This is a genomic window from Arthrobacter sp. TRD_SC_6 (genome assembly GCF_055361185.1).
In genome coordinates, this window is the sequence record NZ_CM143953.1 from 46615 (window position 1) to 69546 (window position 22932).

Here is a 22932-nt window from a genome sequence, read left to right on the forward strand (position 1 = left end):
CCCTGTTGGCTCTGAAGGTGTTGGTCGGCGTATTGGACGTCAGTCCTGACGAGGCTCCTCCAGAGCCAACGAAAAATACGCATACCAACGGGTTGTCATGTTTCGAAGCGTAGCGCTCCTGAAGAGCTTCCGCCAAGTCGGTTACGCACGGGCGGGAGGGCGCGCGCTATTCCTTGCGGCGGCGGAGCTTGGGGAACTGCGAGAGGAGGTCGGCGGCGCGTTCTGCCGCCCGGCCCACCGTGCGACCGAACGGCTGCGCTGCGTCGGACTGCTCGAGGGCCGCCGCGACCGTGTCCAAAGCGTCAGGATCAAGTTCGACGACGGCGGGAGCCAGCCCCTGTGTCTGCGGCTCCGGGAGCACGAAATCGCTCAACCATTCCGCGATCCCCTCAAGGGGAGCCACCTCCAGCGAGTAGAAGCGCTTTTGGCCCTGGGCGCGCATGGAGACAAGGCCTGCTTCACGCAGTACTTTCAAGTGTTTGGAGACGGTCGGTTGACTGACCATCAGTTCCTCCACCAACTCGCCGACCGCCTTGTCGCCGTCCCGCAGCGATGCCAGGATCTGGCGGCGGGTGGCTTCAGCGATGACGGTAAACACATCGTCAATGACCATCCCATCACCCTAACCGCATATACCGCCGGGGGCATAGCTCCGCAGACGGGTGAGTCCGGGGCAGGTCAGTCGAACCAGGGGTCCAGCCCGTGCAGAGGGAACACGGCCTTCCTGGTGGCCATGATCGAACGGTCGAGTTCCTCGTTCGGATCGAATCCTGCTTCCCATGACTGCCACCAGAGGTCCGCGCCGTCGCCGAGTACCTCGGGTGTCCGCGTCCCGTAGTGCTCGGCGACGTAGGCGCGCCACTGTGCGGGCACCGGCGTCGTGCACGTAAGGTCGGCGCCGGCCGCTACTGCGGTGAGCAGCGTCCAGGACCGCGGCACCACTGACGTTATGTTGTAGCCGCCACCGCCGGTCGCGATCCATCGTCCTTCGCAGTAGCGGGTCGCGAGGTCGCGGATGCTGAGCGCCGCAGCATGCTGGGCGTCGACCGAGATACGGAGGTTGGTGAGCGGATCCTCCACATGGCTGTCGCAACCGTGCTGGCTGACTATCACCTCAGGCTTGAATACGTCGACCAGTTGCGGCACCACGGCGTGGAACGCGCGCAGCCAGGCGGCGTCAGCGGTGGTGGTCGGCAAAGCCACATTGACCGCATAGCCAGGGGCAGCAGGACCCCCTGTCTCATTCGAGAAACCGGTACCGGGGAACAGGCTCATGCCGGTCTCGTGGAGGGAAACCGTCATGACCCGCGGGTCATCCCAGAAAATCTCCTGGGTACCATCTCCGTGGTGTGCATCGACGTCCAGGTATAGAACGCGCTGGACGCCGCCGTCGAGCAGTCGCTGCACAGCCGCCGCGGCGTCGTTATAGATGCAGAATCCGCTAGCACGGGCCCTGCCTGCATGGTGAAGGCCGCCGCCGAAGTTGACCGCATGCTGGGCCGCTCCCGACAGCACCGCGTCCGCCGCTGCGAGTGAGCCCCCCACCATGCGGGCGCTGGCCGAGTGCATCCCGGCGAAGGCGGGGGTGTCCGTAGTGCCGAAGCCAGCGGACCCGTCGGCGGCCTCGGGGTCTGCGTCGGCTGCCTTCACCGCGGCGACGTAACCGGCGTCGTGCACTGTCAGCAACTCGGCGTCGTCCGCTACTTCCGGAGCTTCGATACTCACCTGCGGCAGGTCCAAAAGTCCGACGGCGCGGGCAAGGCGTGCGGTCAGGTCCAGACGGCGCGGGTCCATGGGATGCCCGCCCCCGAAGTTGTACGCGAGCATGGACTCGTCCCACACCACGCGGGTGGCGAACGCCGGAACAGGGCTATTGGACACTTCAGAAGGCTACGCGATCAGTGACCGTCCTGCCCACGCCGGGCGGGTGGAGGTGATTTACTACTCGGAGGACTTCAGCACCCAGGCATTACGAGGAATCGGAGCGTATCAGCAAGGATGGCAAGCCAACACCCCTCGTGGTTGGGAGGGGAAGACCAGGTCCACCTGCGGCTGCTAAGCAGAGCGCGCGATTTCCTCGACGGCGTTATCAACAGCTCACCGGCACGGGTTGCCCTGCTGATTTTCGCCCTGGTGGTTGTCATCTTCACGGCCCTGCTCAGCATGCCTGTCTCAAGTGCTTCCGGAGAACCCACTCCCCTGCCGGATGCCCTGTTCACCGCAGTGTCAGCCGTCTGCGTGGTCGGTCTTACGGTAGTCTCAACCGCCGCATACTGGTCCTTCTTCGGGCAACTGGTAATACTCATCGGTATCTTTGTGGGCGGCCTGGGTACCCTCACTCTCGCATCGCTGCTTGCCCTGGTGGTGAGCAAACGCCTTGGCGTCCGTGGAAAGCTGCTGGCCCAGTCCGCGCTGAACAACGCCAGCAGGCTCGGGGAGGTCGGTACCCTCCTGCGGATTGTCATCACTACTTCGGTGCTGGTGGAGATCACCCTGGCGCTGGCACTGATCCCGCGTTTCATGGTCCTGGGAGAACCGTTCTGGCTCGCGGTGTGGCATGGCGTCTTCTACTCCATCTCCGCCTTCAACAATGCCGGCTTCACGCCACATTCCGATGGCCTGGTTCCTTACGAGACGGACCTGTGGATCCTGGTCCCACTCATGGTCGGGGTCTTCATTGGCAGCCTGGGATTCCCTGCGATCCTGGTCATGGTCCAATTCCGGCACCAGATCCGGAAGTGGACCCTGCACACCAAGCTCACCGTCAACGTCTCCCTCATTCTGCTGGTGGCGGGAGCCGCGCTGTGGGCTGCGATGGAATGGTCCAACAGCCGCACGGTTGCCGACCTGAGCGTCGGCGACAAGATCATCCACTCCATTTTCGCTTCGGTGATGACGCGGTCGGGTGGATTCAACCTGGTTGACCAGGGGCAGATGGAACCCACCACCATGCTGCTGACCGACGCACTGATGTTTGCGGGCGGCGGGTCCGCCTCCACTGCGGGCGGCATCAAGGTGACCACCATCGCGGTGATGTTCCTGGCCATCCTTGCCGAGGCGCGCGGCGATTCCGACGTCAGCGTGTATGGGCGGAAAATCCCGCAGGGTGCCATGCGGGTGGCCATCTCGGTGATTTTCATGGGCGCAACGCTCGTCCTAGTGGGCACGGGACTGATCCTCTGGATCTCCGGTGAGGAACTGAACCGCGTGCTCTTCGAGGTGATCTCGGCGTTTGCAACCTGCGGATTGAGTACCAACCTCAGCGCGGAGCTACCGCCGGAGGGAAAGTACGTGTTGTCCGCGCTCATGTTCGCTGGCCGCCTCGGAACAATTACGCTGGCTTCTGCCCTGGCCCTCCGTCAGCGCAGCACGCTGTACCACTACCCGGAAGAGAGGCCAATCATTGGCTGACAGACCAGCACATAACGCACCGGTGCTCGTGATCGGCCTGGGCCGGTTTGGCGCCGCGACCGCCGAGCAACTGGTGAAGCAGGGACGCGAAGTCCTCGCGATCGAGAAGGACCAGCAGCTGGTCCAGCGGTGGTCAGCGACGCTCACACATGTGGTGGAGGCCGACGCAACGAATATCGACGCCCTCCGCCAGCTCGGCGCGCAGGAGTTCACGGCCGCCGTCGTCGGCGTTGGAACCTCCATTGAAGCGAGCGTGCTCATCACCGCGAACCTCGTTGACCTCAACATTGACAACCTGTGGGTCAAGGCGATCACCCCGTCCCACGGGAAAATCCTGAAGCGCATCGGCGCCAACCACGTGATCTATCCCGAGGCCGATGCCGGCCAGCGCGCCGCGCACCTGGTGGGCGGGCGGATGCTTGACTTCATCGAGTTCGACGACGGATTCGCGATCGTCAAAATGTACCCGCCCAAGGAAACGCAGGGGTTCACGCTCGGGGAATCGGCTGTGCGGTCGAAGTACGGCGTCACGGTGGTCGGCGTGAAATCGCCCGGCGAGGACTTCACCTATGCCCGTCCGGAAACCAAGGTCACGAGCCGCGACATGCTCATTGTTTCCGGGCATGTGGACCTGCTGGAGCGGTTCGCCGCGCGGCCCTAGCGGTACGAGCGCTGAGCCTCTGCGGGGTCAGCCGCCCAGTTCATGGGTGATGACGGCCGCCCGCTCGGCTGCCGCCCTGGCGCCTTCCGCAATGATGTCCGGCAGGCCCATCTCGTCGAAGGTCGCGATTGCGCGCTCGGTTGTTCCGTTGGGGCTGGTGACGGCCTTGCGGAGGGCTGCGGCATCGGCACCTTCCTCGGCGAGCATGAACCCTGCCCCGGCAACGGTTTCGTTCGCCAGCAGCCTCGCGAGGTCTTGATCGAGCCCCAGCTTCACTCCGGCCGCGGCCATCGCTTCGGCAAGGTAGAACGCGTAGGCGGGCCCGGACCCGCTCACAGCAGAGAGCGCATCGACTTGGTCTTCGGGGATCTCCACGACCGTCCCGGCGGCGCTGAGGACAGCGCGGGCCTGATCCATCAGCTCTGGTGTGGCATGTGTTCCTGCCGAGATGGACAACACCCCACGGCCGAGGCTGGACGGCGTGTTCGGCATGCAGCGGATCACCGGCTGCCCCTCGGGCAAAGCTGATTCAAGCATGTTGATTGAAACAGCCGCTGCAACGCTGATCACGACGGTGCCTGGCTTCAGCGCCGGTGATATCTCCCTGGCCAAGTCAATGATTCCCACCGGCTTGACCCCGAGGAGTACGACGTCGGCCGCCCCGGCCGCCTGTTGGTTGGCACCGGAGTCGGTGGTCGAGGACAACACGGCGACACCGTGGCGCGCGGCAAGGGCCTCAGCCTTCCGGGGATCCCGGACCGTTGCGGTGACCTGGACTGGCGGCAGGCCTGCGGCCAGCAGCCCGGTCAGGATGGACCCGTTCATGGAGCCGCATCCGAGGAACGAGACGTGCGCGGAGATGGTGTTAGTCATCAAGCCATCGTGTCATGGGGAACCGATTCACAGCATCCTCCCAGCCCGTTCAAGGCGAGGGTCCAAGAATGGCCAGTACATTCGTTATTACCTCATAAAGGTGCGAGTGATGAGGCCGGATTTTCCCTGATCCGGCCGGTGCCGGTGAGCTACGGATGCGTTCCCCCAAACCATTCCGAACAGCTCACCGGCACATTTCTTTAACCACCGCCGAACTGCACCTGGCCTACGCCCACGGAGGCCATCGGCTCGTTCGCCTCGAACATCAAGGTGTCAAAGCGCCTAAGGATGAGGCCCTCGCGCAGTGCCCACGGGCAGATCTCCATCGTCCGCACCCCGAAGACCTCAAGCGCGGCCTCGGCCACCAATGCACCCGCCAACACCTGCTGCGCCCGGAGGTCCGAGACGCCGTCCAGGCTGATTCGGTCGCTCACAGGCATGGCTTCGAGGCGCTTCGCCCAGAGCCGGAGATCATCCAGCCGCAAGATCCTCCGTACAAAGGGGCCGTCGCCGGAGGGCGCAGCTCCAGCCATGCGTGCCAGCGAGCGGAAGGTCTTGGAAGTCCCTGCCACCAGGTGGGGTTGACCCAACCTGTCGAACTCCGTGGCGGAGTCCTTGAGAGTCTTGCGGATATAGCGCCGCAGCTCCTTGACACGCTTCGGTGCAGGCGGGTCGCCCGGCAGCCAGTCGCGGGTGAGGCGTCCGGCGCCCAGTGGAACGGACAGGGCAACCTCCGGGAGCTCGTCATGTCCCATGGCCATTTCGAAGGATCCGCCGCCGATGTCAAGGTTCAGGATTGAGCCCGCACCCCAGCCGTACCAGCGCCGTACCGCCTGGAAGGTCATCGCCGCTTCCTGGTCGCCGCTCAATTCCTGGAGCATCACTGAAGTTTCGGCGTCCACACGGCGCAGGACATCCTCGCCGTTGGCCGCTTCCCGGATAGCCGAGGTACAGAAGGCGAGGAAGTCCTCCGCCCGATGCACATTGGCGAATTCACGCGCCTGCCGGATGAAGCCGATCAGTTCGCGTTGACCCTCATCGGTGATGGCACCATCCGCGTCGAGGTAGGAAACCAGCTGCAGGGGCCGCTTGTGGGATGCATACGGCACGGGCCGTGCCCCTGGGTGGGCGTCAACCAACAGGAGGTGCACCGTGTTGGACCCAATGTCGAGAACGCCTAGCCGCATGGTCTCATTATGTCCCGCAGGCGCGCGCAGCCCTCAATCGTTGCAGTGCAGGCACACATTACTTCCGGGCAGCTGTCTTCCGTTTGGCCGGAGCCCTGCCCCCGGTCTTCCGCGGCGCTGGACCCTTCTCGCGTTTCTCCGCAAGAAGCGCAACCGCTGTCTCGCGGGTGAGCTCCTCGATAGCCGTCGAACGCGGGACCGTGATGTTTGTGACGCCGTCGGTGATGTACGGTCCGAAGCGGCCGTCCTTGACCACGATCGGCTTCTCCGACACAGGGTCATCACCGAACTCCGCCAGCGGCGGCGTTGCCGTGCGCCCACCACGCTGCTTGGGCTGGGCATAAATCTCGAGTGCCTGCTCCAGTGAGATGGTGAAAATCTCTTCTTCCGACCCAATGGAGCGGGAATCAGAACCCTTCTTGAGATATGGCCCGAACCGCCCGTTCTGGACCGTGATCTCCTTGCCCTCGGCATCCACACCGAGCACGCGCGGAAGGTTCATGAGCTTGAGTGCCTCATCCAGCGTGACCGTTTCGATCGACATGGACTTGAACAGCGACCCGGTGCGCGGTTTGACCTTCACGGGCTTCTTTGGCGGCTTGGGCTTGCCGTTCTTGAAGTACTCGACCGGCTGGTTGGCCAGATCCTCCTCCGTTGGCTCGGGCACGAGTTCAATGACGTAGGGACCGTAGCGGCCGTCACGGGCAACGATGGTGCGGCCAGTCTCCGGATCAGTGCCGAGCGCCTGTTCCTCAGCCGCCGGGTTGTTCATGAGCTCGATTGCCTTCTCGGCTGTCAGCTCATCCGGTGCAAGATCCTCGGGAACGTTGGCGCGCTGTGGCTCGGTGCCTTCCGGGGCATCCGGTGGCAGCGGCGTCTCAAGGTACGGCCCGAACTTGCCTACCCGCAGAACGATCCCTTCGGCGATTTCGACGGAGTTGATGCGCCGGGCATCAATTTCGCCGAGGTCGTTGACGATGGTGCTGAGCCCGGTTTCCTTGCGGTCGCCATAGTAGAAGCGGTTAAGCCACTCAACCCGGCCCGCCTCGCCCCGCGCAATGCGGTCGAGGTCCTCCTCGAGTTCGGCTGTGAAATCGTAATCGACGTAGTCATGGAAGTGCTCTTCGAGAAGCTTTACCACCGAGAACGCGATCCAGCTGGGCACCAGTGCCTGGCCGCGGGTGCGGACGTAGCCGCGGTCCATGATGGTGGAGATCGTTGCGGCATAGGTGGACGGACGGCCGATGCCCCGCTCTTCGAGGACCTTCACCAGGGAGGCCTCCGTATAGCGCGGCGGCGGAGACGTTTCGTGTCCGACGGCGTTGATGGCTTCGGCTCCGAGGGCGTCGCCCTTCGCAAGGTTGGGCAGGCGTGCGCCCTGACCGGACTGGTCGGCGTCATCGGCAGATTCTTCCTGATGGCGCGAAGCGTCGCGGCCTTCCTCATAGGCTGCGAGGAAGCCGCGGAAGGTGATGACCGTTCCTGACGCGGAGAACTCGGCGTCCTGCGTCTTCCCGTCGGTGCCCGTTGCCAGGGCACCCAGGCGGAGTGTCGCCGTCGAACCCTTTGCATCAGCCATCTGGGAGGCGACAGTGCGCTTCCAGATCAGCTCGTAGAGCCGGAACTCGTCGCCGCGCAACTCCTTGGCGACCTGCGCCGGCGTGCGGAATGAGTCACCGGCGGGACGGATGGCCTCATGGGCTTCCTGTGCGTTCTTCGCCTTGCCCTTGTAGACGCGGCGGGAATCAGGAACGTACTCGGCGCCGTACAGCTCGGAAGCCTGGCGCCGTGCAGCGTTGATGGCCTGGTCACTCAGCGACGGCGAATCCGTACGCATATAGGTGATGTAGCCGTTCTCATACAGGCGCTGTGCCACCTGCATGGCGACGCGCGAGGAGAAGCGCAGCTTGCGTGCTGCTTCCTGCTGCAGCGTCGACGTGGTGAACGGCGCGGCCGGACGGCGCGTGTAGGGCTTGGTGTCAACGGACCGGACCTGGAAATCCGCCTGCTGGAGTGCCGCAGCCAGCGAGGTAGCAGCCTCCTGACTCAGGAGGGCGACGCTCTGCGATTTCAGCTGGCCGAGGTCGGTGAAGTCCTTGCCGGTCGCGACCCGGGTGCCGTCGAGCGAGACGAGCTTGGCATTGAAGGACTCGCCCTTGGACGCGTCCTCCGGCGAGAAGGTGCCAGTGAGGTCCCAGTACGACGCCGCGCGGAACGCCATGCGCTCACGCTCGCGTTCGACAACGAGGCGGGTTGCCACCGACTGCACGCGTCCGGCGGACAGACCGCGCGCCACTTTGCGCCACAGGACCGGGGAAATCTCGTAACCGTAGAGGCGGTCGAGGATGCGGCGGGTTTCCTGCGCGTCCACCATGGGAATGTCCAGGTCACGCAATTCATGCATTGCACGCTGGATGGCTTCGCGGGTGATTTCCGGGAAGGTGAGCCGGTACACGGGCACCTTCGGTTTGAGCACTTCGAGAAGGTGCCAGGCAATGGCCTCGCCCTCCCTGTCACCGTCAGTTGCCAGGTATAGTTCGGTGGCATCCTTGAGCGCGGCCTTCAATTCGGCGACGCGCTTCTTCTTGTCGGCCGAGACAACGTAATAGGGCTCGAAATCCTTATCGAGGTCCACTGCAAACTTGCCGAGTGAGGTCTTCTTCAGCTCCGGCGGCAGATCCGAGGGCTGCGGCAGGTCGCGGATATGGCCCATGGAAGCGGTGACTTCGAAGCCCTCGCCGAGGTAGCCCGCAATGGTCTTGCTCTTGGCCGGAGACTCGACAATGACGAGCTTCTTGCCGGCCTTCTTTTCCGTTGCCTTAGCTGGCACTTCTCTCCTCGGTACAGGTGACTCTTTAAATAGCAGGACAAGCTCACTTGCACATTGGTTTGGGCGTCCTGCCCTTCACAGTATGCGGTATGCCCACCTGCACTAGGGTAACGGCTGCTGCGGACGGCGGGCTTTTGCTGGTGCGCAGTTGTGCACAACGGGTCGACGACGGCGGTTGGTTGCGCCTCCGTCAGGCCTGATCCGCCGGAACCAGGAAACCCTCCTCGACGAGGTTGCGGACGTCTGCGAGGAGCCCTGCGCGGAAGCCGTCGTCGTCCCTGTCCAGCAGGGCGGCAAGGGCGCCGATGATCTGCCCGGCGGTGAGGTCGCCGTCGCACGCTGAAACGAAGCCCGCCAGCTCCGTACTGAGCAGCGTGGTGCGGCGAAGGCCCGCGCCCTGGCGCAGGAGGATGACGCCGGGATGCTCGGCGCCCGGCCGCTGGTGCCGCTCCTCCGTGACGTCCTCGGGGATCAGCAGGTGCACTGACTCAAGCGATGCGCCATCATTCAGCCAGTCATGGCGTGTGATGGCCGCGTTGATGTGCGGGCCGACCGGTTGTTCGAGTTCGTACGTGACTTCCTCGAGCCGATGAAGGCTTGCCGGCCCGCCGGCGTTCCGGAGCCAGACCATGCCGAAGCCGATTCCATCCACGTTGCGGGATGCGAAGTCCTGCAGATAATCATTGAACCGGTCCGCGAACTGGGCTGGTTCGCGGTTTTGGGCTGCGTCCCTCAGCCAGGTCTCGGCGTAATGCGTAGGCGAGAGCTGTTCGCGCTGGATGACCCACGCATCGGCCGTCGCGGGCACCCAGCTCCCCACGCGCTGGGCCCAGGTGCCGCCGCTCTGGATCTCCCAGTTGCCCAGCAGTTGCGCCGTGCCGCCTGGCACCAGCACCGAGGGGATCGCACGGACCAGGGTGGAGACAATGTCATCGCCCGGCAGGCCACCGTCCCGGTAGGTGAACTGCTCCCCGGTTGATTCTTCGGGGGTGCGCGGGGTGATGACGAACGGCGGGTTCGAGACCACCTGGTCGAAGCTCTCCCCCGCCACCGGCTCCAGGAGGCTGCCGAGCCGAAGGGAAACGCGGGCTTCAGGATCATCCGGGTCGATCCCGAGGACGCGCGCATTAAGCAGCAGGTTGAACCTCGTGACGGCGAGCGCCCGCTCGGAGATGTCCGTTGCAGTGACGTGCCTGGCATGGGCAAGCAGGTGGAAGGTCTGGATACCGCAACCGGTGCCGAGGTCAAGCGCCCTCTCCACGGGCCCGCGCGCCGCGAACTGGGCGAGGGTCAGCGACGCCTGCCCGATTCCGAGCACGTGGTCCGCACGCAGCACGCCGGGGCGCACGTGGGAACCGAGATCGGAGGCAACCCACAGGTCACCGCCGGCGTCCGATGAGTACGGGCGGAGGTCCAGTGCGGCGCGAAGGTGAGTGCCGTCGTCGTCGTACTCCACCAGTCCCAGCGCCTCCAGCCCTGCCGCGCCGGTGAGCGGCAACGCAGCGTCCAGCTGTTCGCGGGCGGTACTTTGCCCGAGCAGGAAGACGAGAACGACGACGGCGCGCGCGGCCGCGGGGGTGTCGGCTTCGCCTTTGCTACTCGCGGCGCGGGCGGCCAGCAATGCCGGAACCACCTGGTCGCGGCTGAGCGCGGCGTAAGCGTCCGGGCCGACCAGGTCAGCGACACCGTCCACGCTGTACGTGACACCGCGCAGGTCGGAGGCGAGGCGGTCCAGCGCTTCCTGCTGGGTGCTGCGCGGGGCGTCGGGCACGGTATCGAAGTTCATCACGGGGGCAAGTCTATTTGCGCAGTTCCGAGTACCATTGACGCATGCTCTCCAGCCAGCGATTTATCAGCCCCCGGCCGCTTCCCGGCCGTGAGGGCTCCGCGCTGCGCAACTGACTCCAGCTAAGTCCACACGGTGTCTGCGGCCGAGGGTTCCCTCCCGAACCCTCCCGACACAGCACAAGGACCAGCTCATGTATCTCACCATTTCCGAACTCAGTACTGCCCTGTCCGTCCGCGATCTCAGCGACCCGGCACATGGCCCGCACGCCATACAGGCCCTGCTCGCCGCCGTCGTTGATCGGCTGACGTCGGTCTGGGCGGTGCAGGCCACCGCGCACCGCACTACTCCGCTGGTGTCGACGGCTGACAACTACGACCGCCTCGGTTACGCGCCCGATGACGTCACCCGCGACACCCGCTACTCCCGCCATGTCAGCCCCACGGTGATGCTGCGGAGCCATACCTCGGCGGGGATTCCAGCGGTGCTGGATTCGCTTCGCGCGGTCGAGGACTCCTATGACCACCTGCATGTACTGCCCGGGCTCGTCTACCGGCGGGACGCAGTCGACCGCACGCATGTGGGGACGCCCCATCAGGCCGACCTCTGGCGCTTGAAGGCCCGGGGGCTGCTGACGGATCGCGACCTGCTGGACTCAGCTGGCGCCGTCGTCGACGCCGTCCTGCCCGGTGCCCGTTGGCGGGCGGTTCCGGCGAAGCACTCCTATACCTCGCACGGACTGCAGATTGACGTCGAAACTCCCGCCGGGTGGCTGGAACTCGCCGAGTGCGGTCTGGTGGGCGCCGGGGTCCTTCGCGGTTCGGGGCTGGACCCCCGACGCTGGGGCGGACTGGCACTCGGGATGGGCTTGGACCGGGCGCTCATGCTGCGCAAAGGGATTGACGACATCCGGCTCCTCCGGTCGGCGGATCCGCGCATCGCCGGGCAGTTGCTGGATCTGGAGCCATGGCGGCCGGTGTCGCTGATGCCCGCCGTGCGTCGCGACCTGTCGATCCTGTGCGGCGCCGACGACGACGAGGAGACGCTCGGCGACCTCGCCCGCGAAGCGCTGGGTCCAGATGCCGAGGTGCTCGAATCGCTGGTGATCCGGGCCCGGACGCCGGTTGAGCAGCTGCCGCCTGCCGCCCGGGTCCGCCTGCAGCCCGCGCCGGGGCAGGAGAACCTGCTGATTAGGCTGACTCTGCAGGCGCTGGACCGTACGCTCACTGACAGTGAGGCGAACACGCTGCGGGACCGGGTATACGTAGCACTTCATGAGGGTCCCGTGCTGGAACTGACTTAGGTACCGGTCAGATCCCGCCGACCGCGGTGGCCTCAGCTTCTTCCGACTCGCAACCCTGCGGACAGCGCAGGGTTGCCGGACTGGCCGCGCAATCCGCACAGTAGAGGGTGAGGTTACGGCAGCTCAGGTTCGAGCAGTTTTCGAACTTGTTGGTGGGCGATGAGCAGCGCACGCATTTGCCGATGGTCTTCGCGTCTTTCGAGAACTCCACGTGCATGCGCTTGTCGAAGACGTACAGTGAGCCCTCCCACAGCCCGGCGTCCCCGTAGGTCTCGCCGTAGCGGACAATCCCGCCCTGCAACTGGTAGACCTCGTTGAACCCGCGGTTCATCATTAGGCTGGACAGCACCTCACAGCGGATGCCACCGGTGCAGTAGGTGACAACGGGCTTGTCCTTAAGGTGGTCGTACTTGCCTGAATCGAGTTCACGGACGAAATCGTGGGTGGTGTTCACATCCGGCACCACGGCATTCCTGAACCGGCCAATCTGCGCCTCCATGGCATTGCGGCCGTCGAAGAACACGACGTCGTCGCCGCGTTCATCCACCAGCTGGTGCAATTGCTCCGGCTTGAGGTGGGTTCCACCGCCGACGACGCCGTTCCCGTCCACCTTCAGTTCGCCGGGTGCACCAAAAGAAACGATTTCCTCGCGGACCTTGACGCTCAGGCGCGGGAAGTCCTCCGCACCGCCATCGGACCACTTCACATCGAGCTTCCTGAACGCTGGATGCTCGCGGGTGGTCTTCACGTACTGCTTGACCGCGTTCAGCTCACCACCGACGGTCCCGTTAATACCGTCCTTGGAGATCAGGATCCTGCCGCGCAGCCCGAACTTCTCACACAGCGCGCGCTGCCACAGCCGGACGGCCTCGGGATCGGGCAGCGGCGTAAACGCGTAATAGAGCACAATGCGGTTCATTGACACCCATCAAGGTTACCGGCGCAAGTACGTCAGGTATCAATACGGCAACCTCCCCTCCTGGCTATGTTCAAGCGGACCCCCGCGCCACTATCGTTCATTCATGAGCGCCACTCCCTCCGAAGAACTCGTCAGGACCTGGATTGACGGCTGGGCCGCATGCCGCGGTTACGAGCCCCAGGATCATGGCCGTTGGACATCTGTTCTGCTCACCGATCAGCAGAACCATCTCGAAGACATCGTCTACGAACCCACCATCGGCGAGTTCCTCGAGCTCGCGCAGGAGACCAGGACGGACCACTACAGGGTGCTCACCGTCGTCACGAACCGGATGCAGGACCTCATCGACGCCGCTGCGCCGCTCGGCATGCGTGTATCTGACCGGCAGCAGGCCCTGATGTGCTTATCCATGGATGGGCAGGACGTTGAGGATCCAAGGCCGCCCGACGAGGAATTCCACCTGGAGCACAGCCGCGAAGGCGCCTGCAGGCGGGTGTCAGTGACCGCAAACGGGGAGGAAGCTGCCCGCGGGTCAGTGGCGAAGCAGGGCGAGTACGCCGTTTATGACCGGATCGTGACGAATGAACATTACCGGCGTCGGGGACTTGGCAGCTTTGTCATGCGCGCCTTGACGGCGGCCGTGCTGGAGGACGACGTCGAGACCGGGCTTCTGATGGCATCGGCTGACGGCCGGCACCTGTACCAGTACCTCGGCTGGACCCACCTGGCGGACGTGTTCGTTATTCGGCGCTGACGGAAGCAGCCGCGAACCCACTCAGGCCGCACACTCAGGCACCCCTGCCTCTTCGCGCTCAGCCAAAGCGCCACCGTTCCAGAGCTCGGGGTGTCAGACTTACTTGGTGCCCGCCCATGATTCCCTGCTACCGCTGCTCGGCGGGGTGGATCCTGAGCAACTGGTACACGTACGGCACCTGCCTGCACGCGAAGCTCAATACGCGCCCTGGCCCGGCTGGGTGCACCCAGATGTGGTCTCCGCTTACCAGGCTCTGGGTATTGCTGAACCCTGGACGCATCAGAGCGAAGCGGCAGATGCCGCGCATGCTGGTTCCCACGTTGTCATTGCCACCGGAACCGCGTCGGGGAAATCGCTGAGTTATCAGCTTCCGGTCCTCGACGCGATCCACCGTTCGGCGCTCACCGATCAGGTATCACTTGAGCCCACCGGTGCCGTGGCGCTCTATCTTTCCCCGACCAAGGCGCTTGCGGCGGACCAACTCTCGGCGATCAACTCGCTGGGTCTTTCCACAGTTCGGGCGGACACCTACGACGGCGACACAGACCCTGGCGCGCGGCGCTGGATCCGCGATCATGCCAACCTGGTCCTTGCGAATCCGGACATGCTGCACTATGGGATCCTGCCGAACCACGCCTGGTGGGCGCGGTACTTCCGCCGGCTCTCCTATGTAATCGTGGATGAAGCGCACAGTTACAGGGGCGTGTTTGGTTCCCACGTGGCGAACCTGTTGCGAAGACTGCGGCGGGTGTGCGCATCATATGGCGCCTCCCCCGTGTTTATCGGCGCCTCTGCAACCTCCGCCGCCCCCGCGGAGTCATTTGGAAAGTTGATCGGCGCCCAGGTGACCGCCTTTACCGAGGATGCTTCACCGCACGGCTCCACCACCGTGGCGTTCTGGGAACCTCAACTGACTGATCTTCGCGGGGAAAATGGTGCACGTCAGCGGAGAACGGTTATCGCTGAGACCTCGGACCTTCTGACCAACCTGGTTTCGAGCCAGGTCCGGACCATCGCGTTCATCAAGTCCCGCCGCGGAGCAGAATCCATCGCTGCCAACACCAAGCGTTTGCTCAGTGAGGTGGACGGAAGCCTACCTTCCCGCGTTGCGGCCTACCGATCGGGCTACCTGCCGGAGGAGCGGCGTGAGCTGGAAGCGGCGTTGCGCTCCGGCCGGCTGCTGGGCGTGGCGAGCACCTCCGCACTGGAGTTGGGGATCGACATATCCGGCCTGGACGCGGTGCTGGTGGCCGGATGGCCCGGGACCAGGGCGTCACTCCTCCAGCAGATCGGGCGCGCCGGGCGGTCCGGACAGGACGCGCTGGCTGCGTTTGTTGCCAGCGATGATCCGCTGGATACTTTCCTGGTGCACCACCCCGAGGCGGTCTTTGACGTGGGCGTGGAAGCGACTGTTTTCGACCCCTCCAACCCCTACGTGTTGGGACCGCATCTCTGTGCCGCCGCTGCGGAGATTCCGCTTACGTCAGAAGACCTTGACCTGTTCGGGGAATCGGCGCGCGGCCTGTGTGACCAGCTGGTTGATCAGGGGTTGCTGCGCCAACGCCCGGCGGGCTGGTTCTGGACGCACCCGCAAAGCGCCGCAGGAATGGTGAACCTCCGGGCGGATGGCGGTGGACCCATCAACATCATCGAATCATCCACCGGCACGGTGCTGGGGACCATGGACTCGCCGCAGAGCCATTATCAGGCCCACACCGGCGCTATCTACGTCCATCAGGGCCAGAGCTACGTTGTCGATGAACTGAATGAACAGGACCATTGCGCCATGGTCACCCGGTCCAATCCCGACTACTACACCCAGGCCCGGGATGTGACACAGATCGAGGTCATTTCTGAACACCGCAGCGTTCCCTGGGGCCCAATCCGGGTCTGTTTCGGCGAGGTCAAGGTCACCACTCAGGTGGTTTCCTTCCAACGCAAAGCCTTCGTATCAAATGAGATCCTCGGCGAAGAGCTCCTTGAACTTGGTGCCAGGGATCTGTTCACGAAGAGTGTGTGGTTCGAGTGCGACACCCGCCTGCTCGAGAGCTCCGGCATCACCCCAGCCGATCTTCCGGGTGCGCTCCACGCTGCGGAACATGCTGCCATTGGACTCCTTCCGTTGGTCGCTTCGAGTGACCGATGGGACATTGGTGGCGTCTCGACGGCGTTGCATGCGGATACCGGACTGCCGACTATTTTCGTCTATGACGGGCATCCCGGCGGAGCCGGCTTCGCTGAGCGTGGTTTCGAGGCGGCAGCTCTCTGGCTTGGGGCTACGGCGCAGGCAATAAGGTCCTGCGGGTGCGACGACGGCTGCCCCTCGTGCGTCCAGTCCCCGAAGTGCGGTAACAGGAACAACCCCCTGAGTAAGCAGGGCGCCCTGACACTGCTGGAAATGCTGTTGGCGCAGGCCCGCCTCGTTGAGCCCACGCCAGACAGTGTTTCCTGAGCACGCTCACTGACGCAGGAAGGCTGATCCTTACCCGGAGCCGTCCGATGGCACCGGCGGAGGGCCGGCTCTTGCGTGGCCCTGTGCAGCGGGTAGGGCCGGCACTGACGCGACCTCCGTGCTGACGGAGACTATGTGGCCGGCAGGCCCTTGAACATTGCAGTCCGTCAGGATTGCCTGATTCTGCGTTGCTACTTCTTCGGCGACCACGCAAGGATTCCCGTCCCGGAGCCCCCTCGCCGCGTCCGCCGCCGCGAGGGCCGCCAGATCCGCAGCAGTGGCTGCCCTGGACGCTGCCACTGACGCCTGTGCAAACAGGATGACGATCAGCAACAACAGCAGCGCGCTTAAGGCCACTCCGGCCATCAAGGCTGTTCCGGCGCCGGCTTCCCCTCCCTTTGGGCGAAGCCGGCTGAACCGGGACAGCCGTGTTCGGGTTGCCGGGGTACGGCTCATGGGAACTCCGGTGTGGCAACGGCTTGAGCTGACAGATCAAGCTCGAACAGGTCCAGTCCCGGCAGATCCACGCCGGTGGATACGACGACCGTGGAAGTGATTCCACCAGCCTGAACGGAGATCACCGCACCGTCTCCGGCTATCCGCCGGACCGTAGCGTTAACGCTCTCCGGTGATTCGCCGCGCATGATCTCGCGGGCACCGGCGCGTGCTGCCTCTTCGATCCGGAGCTGGGTCATGCCCACGGTGGCCGCTGCCAGCACCACCGCAAGCAGGGCCACCACAGCCGGGAGCGCCACCGCCACTTCCGCCGTCACAGCGCCACCCTCACGGACGGAGTGGCCGGTGCGCCAGCTTCGAGCCCCCAACACCGACGGATCAGCCGAAGCTCAGGGCGGAGGAGATCAAGGACATGAGCATGCCCCTGATCTCACCACTGGAAAGGACGGCCACGAGCAGCGCCGCGAAACCTACGGCCGCGAGCGTGGCAATCGCATACTCTGCCGTCGCCAGGCCCGCGTCCGAACGCATCAGCGCCCGACGCCGGCTCGGCTGGGGCGCTGCCTGCAGGTCCGCCCGTATGGGGGTGACCGAGGCGCACCCCGGCGATTCAGAACTCGCCTCGACCGGCTCATGGGCTCGGCTGGCTTCGAACTGGGGAAATGACATGTTGACTCCTTGTCCTGGTGATCGGGTAATTCGCCGGGCTTCCACTCGGTTACCTTCCGAGGAGACGCCCATCAGGCGGGCCACCGAAGCGGCTGATTCGAGTCTGGTCCGGGCGGTGCTTCAACGGGTCGCCCAACCGCGCTAAGTGGATAACTTCAGCAGCTTCGGGCCACCTGTGGAGCACTGGACGGATCATCCCTACTTGAAGGAGGGGAAAAGACCTACAAGTATGGGAATCACGCCGAGGCAGACGAACGCAGGCAGGGAGCACAGGCCAAGGGGAACCACCAACCGCACCCCCAAAGCGGCTGCCCGCCGCTCCGCCTCCCGGTTACGGCGCCGCCTGAACTGCGCGGCATGGGCGCTGACGATCGTTGCCGATGGAGCGCCGGTGGTACCGGCGAACCGGAGGGCGCGGCCCAGTTCGGCGACTGAACCGGCGCCGGACGTCCCAGCAGCTGACCAGGCGACGTCCCAGGAAGCACCCACCGCAAGTGCCGTTTCGACTGGGACAAGTACGTTCCCGGTAGCCGCTGACGCCGAACGACGAAGGACCGACAGACCGCGCTCGACCGATGTTCCCGACGCGAGCATCGCAGCCATCAGATCCATCATCAGTGCCGGGTCATCCAGTCCAACGCCCTGACCCGCCTTGGCAACGCCAGCCCGAACAAGAATCAGCTGGCGCGACACGGGGGGCGAACGGTGGAGAAGCCAGCACCCCAGCCACAGGATGCAGCCGACGAGTATCCCGGTCATCTGGGTTCCTCCTCGGCTGCCCGCACCAGCCTGCTGGACCACAGCCGTCCGGAGACCAACAGCAGGATCCCCGTCATCAAAGCGGCCATCCCCGGTGGAGAACCAAGAAGTACCGCCAACGGATCCACACCAATCAAATAGGCCAACAGGAGCCCGAACAGCGGGAGCCACGAGAGCAGGCGGACGGTCGCTTTGGGGCCGGCGAGTGCGGTGTTCCGTGCTGCGTCGGAGTCGAGCTGGGATTCACGTTGGGCGGCGTACCTTGCAAGCACGCCGGCCAGCGGGGCGCCGCTGCGCTCCGAGACCTCGATGCACGCAGCAAGGTCCACCCACAGCCCCCGCAGCGCAGCGTCAGGTGACCGCGCTGCTGCCTCGCGGAGTACCTCCGGAACGCTGATTCCGAGTGTGGCCGCCTGGCGGGCAGATTCGAGGACTGGGCGAGCGGAAGCTGAGAATCCGGAGTTCGGTGAATCCTGATGGACTTCGAGGATGTCCTCCCACAACTGAAGTGGGGACCGCCCAGCCTGGAGCAGACCCGCCAACTGGTGAACGAACAACGGGAATTCATGTGGATCCGCTCTCCTGCGGCCACGCCTGAATTTGCTGGGGCGATTGGAAGACGGGCCAGGCTCGGTGCCCAGCGTCAGCTTCGGCGCTGCTCGAAGCGGCAACTGGGTCAGCCAGAATGCCGTCAGGAGTAGCGCTCCGATCAGGACTCCAGCCATCAGCGCCTCCGTTCCAGTTTGGCGGCCAGTTCCTCCCAGGCGGGTCCCCGGGTGCAGGTTGGAGTTTGACCAGAGTCAGTACTGCCGCGATGAAGCGCAGAGCGGACCAGCAAGTTGCCATCGGGTCCCAGGCTGAACAGACCAATCTCAGAGACCGTACGGCCGGTCGCTTCACGGGAAACATGGATCACCACGTCCAGGGCATTTGCCACCTGTTGGGCGAGTGACCGCGCTTCCATGCCCGCCAGCGCGCCGAGGGCACTGAGCCGGGCGGGAACGCTCGACGCGGAGTTGGCGTGGATGGTTCCACCCGCGCCGTCGTGTCCTGTATTCATTGCCGCAAGCAGTTCCCTGACTTCCGCCCCACGGCACTCCCCGACCACCAGACGATCAGGGCGCATCCTCAGCGCCTGTCGAACCAGTTCCGCCAGATCCACGGCTCCGCTTCCCTCGAGGTTGCCGTGCCGGCTTTGCAGTCCGATGGCGTGCGGATGGGCAGGGCTCAGTTCAGCGGAATCCTCAACGGTCACCAATCGTTCGTCGGGGCTACTGAGGGAAAGCATCGCCGAAAGCAGGGTTGTCTTGCCGGTACCCGTTGCCCCGCTGACCAGGAAGTTGAGGCGGTTCTCAACGATGCGGCGCAGGACGGCACTCATCTGGGGGTCGACCGCCCCCGCCGTGACAAGTTCCTCCAGCGAGAAGTTGCGCTGGCGCTTGATGCGGATGGACAGCAGGGTCCCGGTGGTGGACAACGGAGGTAAAACCGCGTGGACTCGGAACCGGTCCAGGCGCACGTCCACGCAGGGATTGCCGTCGTCGAGCCGCCTCCCGCCCGCGGCAATGAGGCGCGATGCCAGTGCCCTTACCTCGCCGTCGTTCCCGAAGGACAGCCCGGTTCGCCGCAACCCACCACCGTCATCCACCCAGACAGCACCGGGTCCATTGACCAGAATGTCCGTGATGGAGGGATCTTCCGCATAGGGCTGCAGGGGGCCGAGGCCCTGAAGCTCAGCCCTCACACGGTCGAGGGTCCGGAAAGTGCCCTCGGATCCAAGCAGGCGCCCGGTGGACTGCACTGCCGCGGCGAGCCGGGCCCCCGTAACCGGAGCCGCTTCACTGATCACTGCGTCGCGGACCCGCGCCACCATTTCGATGTGATCACTGGGATTCTCGTTCCCCGGACGGGTTCGGCGCGGACGAAGGTGGTCGCTCATGCTGTGGTCAGGGTGGACTGGGGAAGCACGGAATCCAGCACCAACCGGCAGAATGAGCGGACGGATCGATGGCGTGACAGATCGAGCACCCGGCCCTGGTTTTCAGCGCTGCCCGCCCCGCGCAGGTGCGGCAGGTAGCCGACGCAGGGTATTCCGACAGCGTCAGCCACGCGTTGGGGGTCCAAGCCTGGCCCGAGCGGACCCCGGACAACAGCATGGACAGGCAGGGGCTGCAACTGGGTAACCGTGGTCCGGGCCGCTGAAATGGCCCTGACTCGCCCCGGAACCACCAACAAGATGCTGTCGCAGTAGGGCAGCAGCGAGCCGTCGGCGGACCAACCGCGCGCAGCATCCACCACAGTCAGCTCAAACGCGCTGCGCGCAGCCTCCATCACCGAACTGACCGCCGCGGTGCCAAGAATGCCAGGATCCGGTGGTTCGACTCCCATGGATAACAATGAGAAATCCTCCTTCCGAGGGATGGCCTGGACGAGCTGGTCCGGGTTGAGTGTGCCGCGGACCTCCAATAGATCCGGCCATCTGACCCCCGCGAGCAGTTCGCTGCCCAGAGTGAGTTCAATCCCGCCGCCCAACGGGTCTCCATCGACCAGTAGCGTGCCGACCCCGCTCCGGGAAGATCCCGCCGCCAACCAGCAGGCGGCTGATGTAGCCCCAGCACCACCGACCGCTCCCAGCACGCCAACAACGCGGCCCTGAATACGGGGATGCCTCAACCGGCCAAGATGTTCAGCCAGCCAGCCAGCCGCCTGCGGAAGGATCGCCACCCGGTCAGCGCCACAGCGGGTTGCTGCTGACCAGGCGAGTTGCTCCTCCCCGTCCAGCCCGACCACCACGACGGCGGCGCTGGTCACGGTATGGCGCGCACTGTCCGGTTCCAGAAGCACGACGGCGGGACGAAGCGACAGCGCTTCAGGAACCGTTGCGGCCAGGGTCAAGTCCAAACCTGCGGCCAATGCCACCCTCGCCACCTCATCGCGAAGAAGCTGGGAGGCAGCAACCAGCACAACTGCGCCCGACTCGGACGACGGAATCCACGAAGACATGTCATCAGCCTGCGGCGATCGGCGCGCAATACTCCACCGAAACGGCGCTATGTGGATAACTCCAGCGAATGTGCAGGAACGGTCAGCCGACGTCGTAGGTGAGAATGGGAGTGTGTACATCGTCCTGGCGCCACCGCCCAGCGCCTTGCGCCTCGACGGCGTGGATGGTGCGCAGGTCGCCTTCCGCCCCGTCGACCCTTCGGGCGAGACCGTGGGGAGCACCGCCGTCGTCGGTTTGGGAGACCTTGTCTCCCAAGTCTCCCAGCTTGAGCGGCCCGGGGTCCGCTGGGTGTGGGACAGCACCCGGCCCTGGTATCAGGCCATCCTTGCGGCCGGGATCACGGTTGAGCGGTGCCACGATATCGCGTTAAGCCGCGAGATCATGCGCCATTCGCCGTCCTGTGCCTCTACGCAGTATGGAAGCCAACTGCAGGATCACCCGGTTGAGGCCGATGACCCCCTCATACGCGCGCTACCCGCGGCGGCGCCGTCGCCGCTTCAGGACAGCCTTTTTGACACCGGGTTTGATACCGGGTTCCATGACCGTGGTCCGGATATCGACACCGTTGCCGGGGAGTTTGCGCTGCAACAACAGGCGCTCAAGCGCTCCTCCGATCCCCAACGGCTGGCGCTGCTCCTCGCTGCCGAGTCTGCCGGCGCCCTGATTGCAGCGGAGATGGAGTTCCACGGAGTTCCGTGGCGTGCGGACCTGCACAATGCGTTGCTCGAGTCCCAGCTTGGACCGCGTCCACGGGAGGGCCACCGGCCTGCCGGGCTCGAGCTGCTGGCGGAAGAACTTCGTACAGCGCTGGGCAATCCGAGGTTCAATCCGGACTCTCCGCAGGAGCTGTTGCGCGCGCTGCACCGAGCGGGAATCGAGGTGTCCTCTACCCGCTCCTGGGAGCTGGAACGGCAGAAGCACCCTGCGATAGCACCGCTGCTCCGTTACAAGAAGCTGTCCCGGCTGATGACCGCCAATGGCTGGACCTGGCTCGACACCTGGGTGAATGAGGGGCGGTTCCGTCCCGAATACGTGGTGGGTGGCAGCATGTCGGGGCGCTGGGCTTCCCGCGGCGGTGGGGCCCTCCAGATTCCGCACCAGGTGCGTGACGCCGTCCGTGCTGACCCCGGCTGCGTCCTGGTGGTTGCAGACGCAGCCCAACTTGAACCGCGGGTCCTTGCCGCGCTGGGGCGGGACTCTGCCCTCGCGTCAGCCGGACGTGGACTCGACCTGTATCAGGGAATCGCCGACCAGGGGTTCGGTGGTGACCGATCGAAGGCGAAGCTCGCCATGCTCGGCGCAATGTACGGAGCCACCACCGGCGAGTCCGGCCGCCTCATGCCGCAGCTCACGCGAACTTATCCCCAGGCAATCGCGCTGGTTGAGGAAGCGGCACGCACGGGTGAGGCCGGCGGTGTTGTCGCAAGCTACCTGGGCCGCGGCTGCCCGCCTCCGTCCGAACGATGGCTGGCTTCCCAGCAGACCAGCTCAGCTGCCGAGCAGCAGCGCGCTGACTCACTTGCCCGCTCGCGCGGGCGGTTCACCCGAAACTTCGTGGTGCAGGCGACGGCCGCGGAGTGGGCCTTGTGCTGGCTTGCAGAATTACGACGGCGGCTCCGGGCGGACGCTGCAGCGCTAGCCAACGCCCACATCGTGTTCTTTCTGCACGACGAGGTGATGCTCCACGTTCCCGAGGAGCAGGCAGAGAGGGTCGCGGCGGTTGTAAACGACGCTGCCCGGGCGGCGGCAAAGCTCATGTTCGGTGAGATTCCGGTGGACTTTCCGGTCAACGTTGTCACGGTGAACTCATACGCGCAGGCGAAGTAACCCTGTGCAGGAGTAGTCGGGCGGACTTTTCAACAGTTTCC

At 64.9% G+C, this 22932-nt stretch carries 20 protein-coding genes; 6 read left to right on the top strand and 14 right to left on the bottom strand.

The genetic code is table 11. The annotated features are described in order from the left end of the window. Nucleotides 1-166 precede the first annotated feature (166 nt). A complete protein-coding gene (locus tag ACWA1U_RS00265) occupies nt 167-613 on the bottom strand; it encodes an ArsR/SmtB family transcription factor (protein WP_463723355.1) in 447 nt (148 codons plus the stop codon). A 65-nt stretch (nt 614-678) separates the two neighbouring features. After that, on the bottom strand, nt 679-1827 hold the full coding sequence (locus tag ACWA1U_RS00270) for an acetoin utilization protein AcuC (RefSeq protein ID WP_463725086.1): 1149 nt from the start codon (nt 1825-1827) through the stop codon (nt 679-681). A 141-nt stretch (nt 1828-1968) separates the two neighbouring features. On the opposite strand from ACWA1U_RS00270, the gene ACWA1U_RS00275 reads away from it, so the two are divergent. Then, a complete protein-coding gene (locus ACWA1U_RS00275; protein WP_463725087.1) occupies nt 1969-3411 on the top strand; it encodes a TrkH family potassium uptake protein in 1443 nt (480 codons plus the stop codon). 22 nt (nt 3412-3433) lie between these two features. After that, nucleotides 3434-4072, top strand: coding sequence for a potassium channel family protein (locus tag ACWA1U_RS00280; protein ID WP_463725088.1), 639 nt, complete (start codon nt 3434-3436; stop codon nt 4070-4072). A gap of 27 nt (nt 4073-4099) precedes the next feature. Here the strand turns inward: ACWA1U_RS00280 and proC are convergent, their stop codons facing one another. The 4 genes from proC to ACWA1U_RS00300 form a co-directional block, all read right to left on the bottom strand. After that, nucleotides 4100-4933 carry a pyrroline-5-carboxylate reductase gene (gene proC / locus ACWA1U_RS00285; protein WP_463725089.1) on the bottom strand — a complete coding sequence of 278 codons (834 nt, stop codon included), beginning with the start codon at nt 4931-4933 and terminating at the stop codon, nt 4100-4102. A 212-nt stretch (nt 4934-5145) separates the two neighbouring features. After that, complete coding sequence (locus ACWA1U_RS00290) at nt 5146-6132, bottom strand: Ppx/GppA family phosphatase (RefSeq protein WP_463723356.1); 987 nt, start codon at nt 6130-6132, stop codon at nt 5146-5148. A gap of 58 nt (nt 6133-6190) precedes the next feature. Beyond that, the gene (topA, locus tag ACWA1U_RS00295; RefSeq protein ID WP_463723357.1) at nt 6191-8962 is read right to left on the bottom strand and encodes a type I DNA topoisomerase; all 2772 of its coding nucleotides are present in this window, start codon (nt 8960-8962) and stop codon (nt 6191-6193) included. 190 nt (nt 8963-9152) lie between these two features. After that, a complete protein-coding gene (locus ACWA1U_RS00300; RefSeq protein ID WP_463725090.1) occupies nt 9153-10748 on the bottom strand; it encodes a DUF7059 domain-containing protein in 1596 nt (531 codons plus the stop codon). A gap of 193 nt (nt 10749-10941) precedes the next feature. Between ACWA1U_RS00300 and srmL the strand changes: the two genes are divergently transcribed. Continuing rightward, a complete protein-coding gene (srmL, locus tag ACWA1U_RS00305) occupies nt 10942-12051 on the top strand; it encodes a PheS-related mystery ligase SrmL (RefSeq protein ID WP_463723358.1) in 1110 nt (369 codons plus the stop codon). A 7-nt stretch (nt 12052-12058) separates the two neighbouring features. Here the strand turns inward: srmL and trhO are convergent, their stop codons facing one another. Next, the gene (trhO, locus tag ACWA1U_RS00310; RefSeq protein WP_463723359.1) at nt 12059-12976 is read right to left on the bottom strand and encodes an oxygen-dependent tRNA uridine(34) hydroxylase TrhO; all 918 of its coding nucleotides are present in this window, start codon (nt 12974-12976) and stop codon (nt 12059-12061) included. 97 nt (nt 12977-13073) lie between these two features. On the opposite strand from trhO, the gene ACWA1U_RS00315 reads away from it, so the two are divergent. Together ACWA1U_RS00315 and ACWA1U_RS00320 are read left to right on the top strand one after the other, a co-directional pair. Then, on the top strand, nt 13074-13724 hold the full coding sequence (locus ACWA1U_RS00315) for a GNAT family N-acetyltransferase (protein WP_463723360.1): 651 nt from the start codon (nt 13074-13076) through the stop codon (nt 13722-13724). 106 nt (nt 13725-13830) lie between these two features. After that, a complete protein-coding gene (locus tag ACWA1U_RS00320) occupies nt 13831-16176 on the top strand; it encodes a DEAD/DEAH box helicase (RefSeq protein ID WP_463723361.1) in 2346 nt (781 codons plus the stop codon). A 30-nt stretch (nt 16177-16206) separates the two neighbouring features. On the opposite strand, the gene ACWA1U_RS00325 is transcribed toward ACWA1U_RS00320, so the two are convergent. The 7 genes from ACWA1U_RS00325 to ssd all read right to left on the bottom strand — a co-directional run bounded on the left by ACWA1U_RS00325 (nt 16207) and on the right by ssd (nt 21063). Next, a complete protein-coding gene (locus ACWA1U_RS00325; protein ID WP_463723362.1) occupies nt 16207-16632 on the bottom strand; it encodes an Rv3654c family TadE-like protein in 426 nt (141 codons plus the stop codon). After that, nucleotides 16629-16949, bottom strand: coding sequence for a TadE family type IV pilus minor pilin (locus ACWA1U_RS00330; protein WP_463723363.1), 321 nt, complete (start codon nt 16947-16949; stop codon nt 16629-16631). Before ACWA1U_RS00330 ends, ACWA1U_RS00325 begins: the two co-directional genes overlap by 4 nt. A gap of 61 nt (nt 16950-17010) precedes the next feature. Then, a complete protein-coding gene (locus tag ACWA1U_RS00335; protein ID WP_463723364.1) occupies nt 17011-17301 on the bottom strand; it encodes a DUF4244 domain-containing protein in 291 nt (96 codons plus the stop codon). Between the two features lie 198 nt (nt 17302-17499). Next, nucleotides 17500-18060, bottom strand: coding sequence for a type II secretion system F family protein (locus ACWA1U_RS00340; protein ID WP_463723365.1), 561 nt, complete (start codon nt 18058-18060; stop codon nt 17500-17502). Then, complete coding sequence (locus ACWA1U_RS00345; RefSeq protein WP_463723366.1) at nt 18057-18785, bottom strand: type II secretion system F family protein; 729 nt, start codon at nt 18783-18785, stop codon at nt 18057-18059. The genes ACWA1U_RS00340 and ACWA1U_RS00345 overlap by 4 nt, the downstream gene beginning before the upstream one ends. Further along, the gene (locus ACWA1U_RS00350) at nt 18785-19999 is read right to left on the bottom strand and encodes a TadA family conjugal transfer-associated ATPase (protein WP_463723367.1); all 1215 of its coding nucleotides are present in this window, start codon (nt 19997-19999) and stop codon (nt 18785-18787) included. Before ACWA1U_RS00350 ends, ACWA1U_RS00345 begins: the two co-directional genes overlap by 1 nt. Next, nucleotides 19996-21063, bottom strand: coding sequence for a septum site-determining protein Ssd (gene ssd / locus ACWA1U_RS00355; protein WP_463723368.1), 1068 nt, complete (start codon nt 21061-21063; stop codon nt 19996-19998). Before ssd ends, ACWA1U_RS00350 begins: the two co-directional genes overlap by 4 nt. Before the next feature lie 112 nt (nt 21064-21175). On the opposite strand from ssd, the gene ACWA1U_RS00360 reads away from it, so the two are divergent. Further along, entirely contained in the window at nt 21176-22891 is a 1716-nt protein-coding gene (locus ACWA1U_RS00360; protein ID WP_463723369.1) for a bifunctional 3'-5' exonuclease/DNA polymerase, read from the top strand. The last annotated feature ends 41 nt before the right edge of the window (nt 22892-22932 follow it).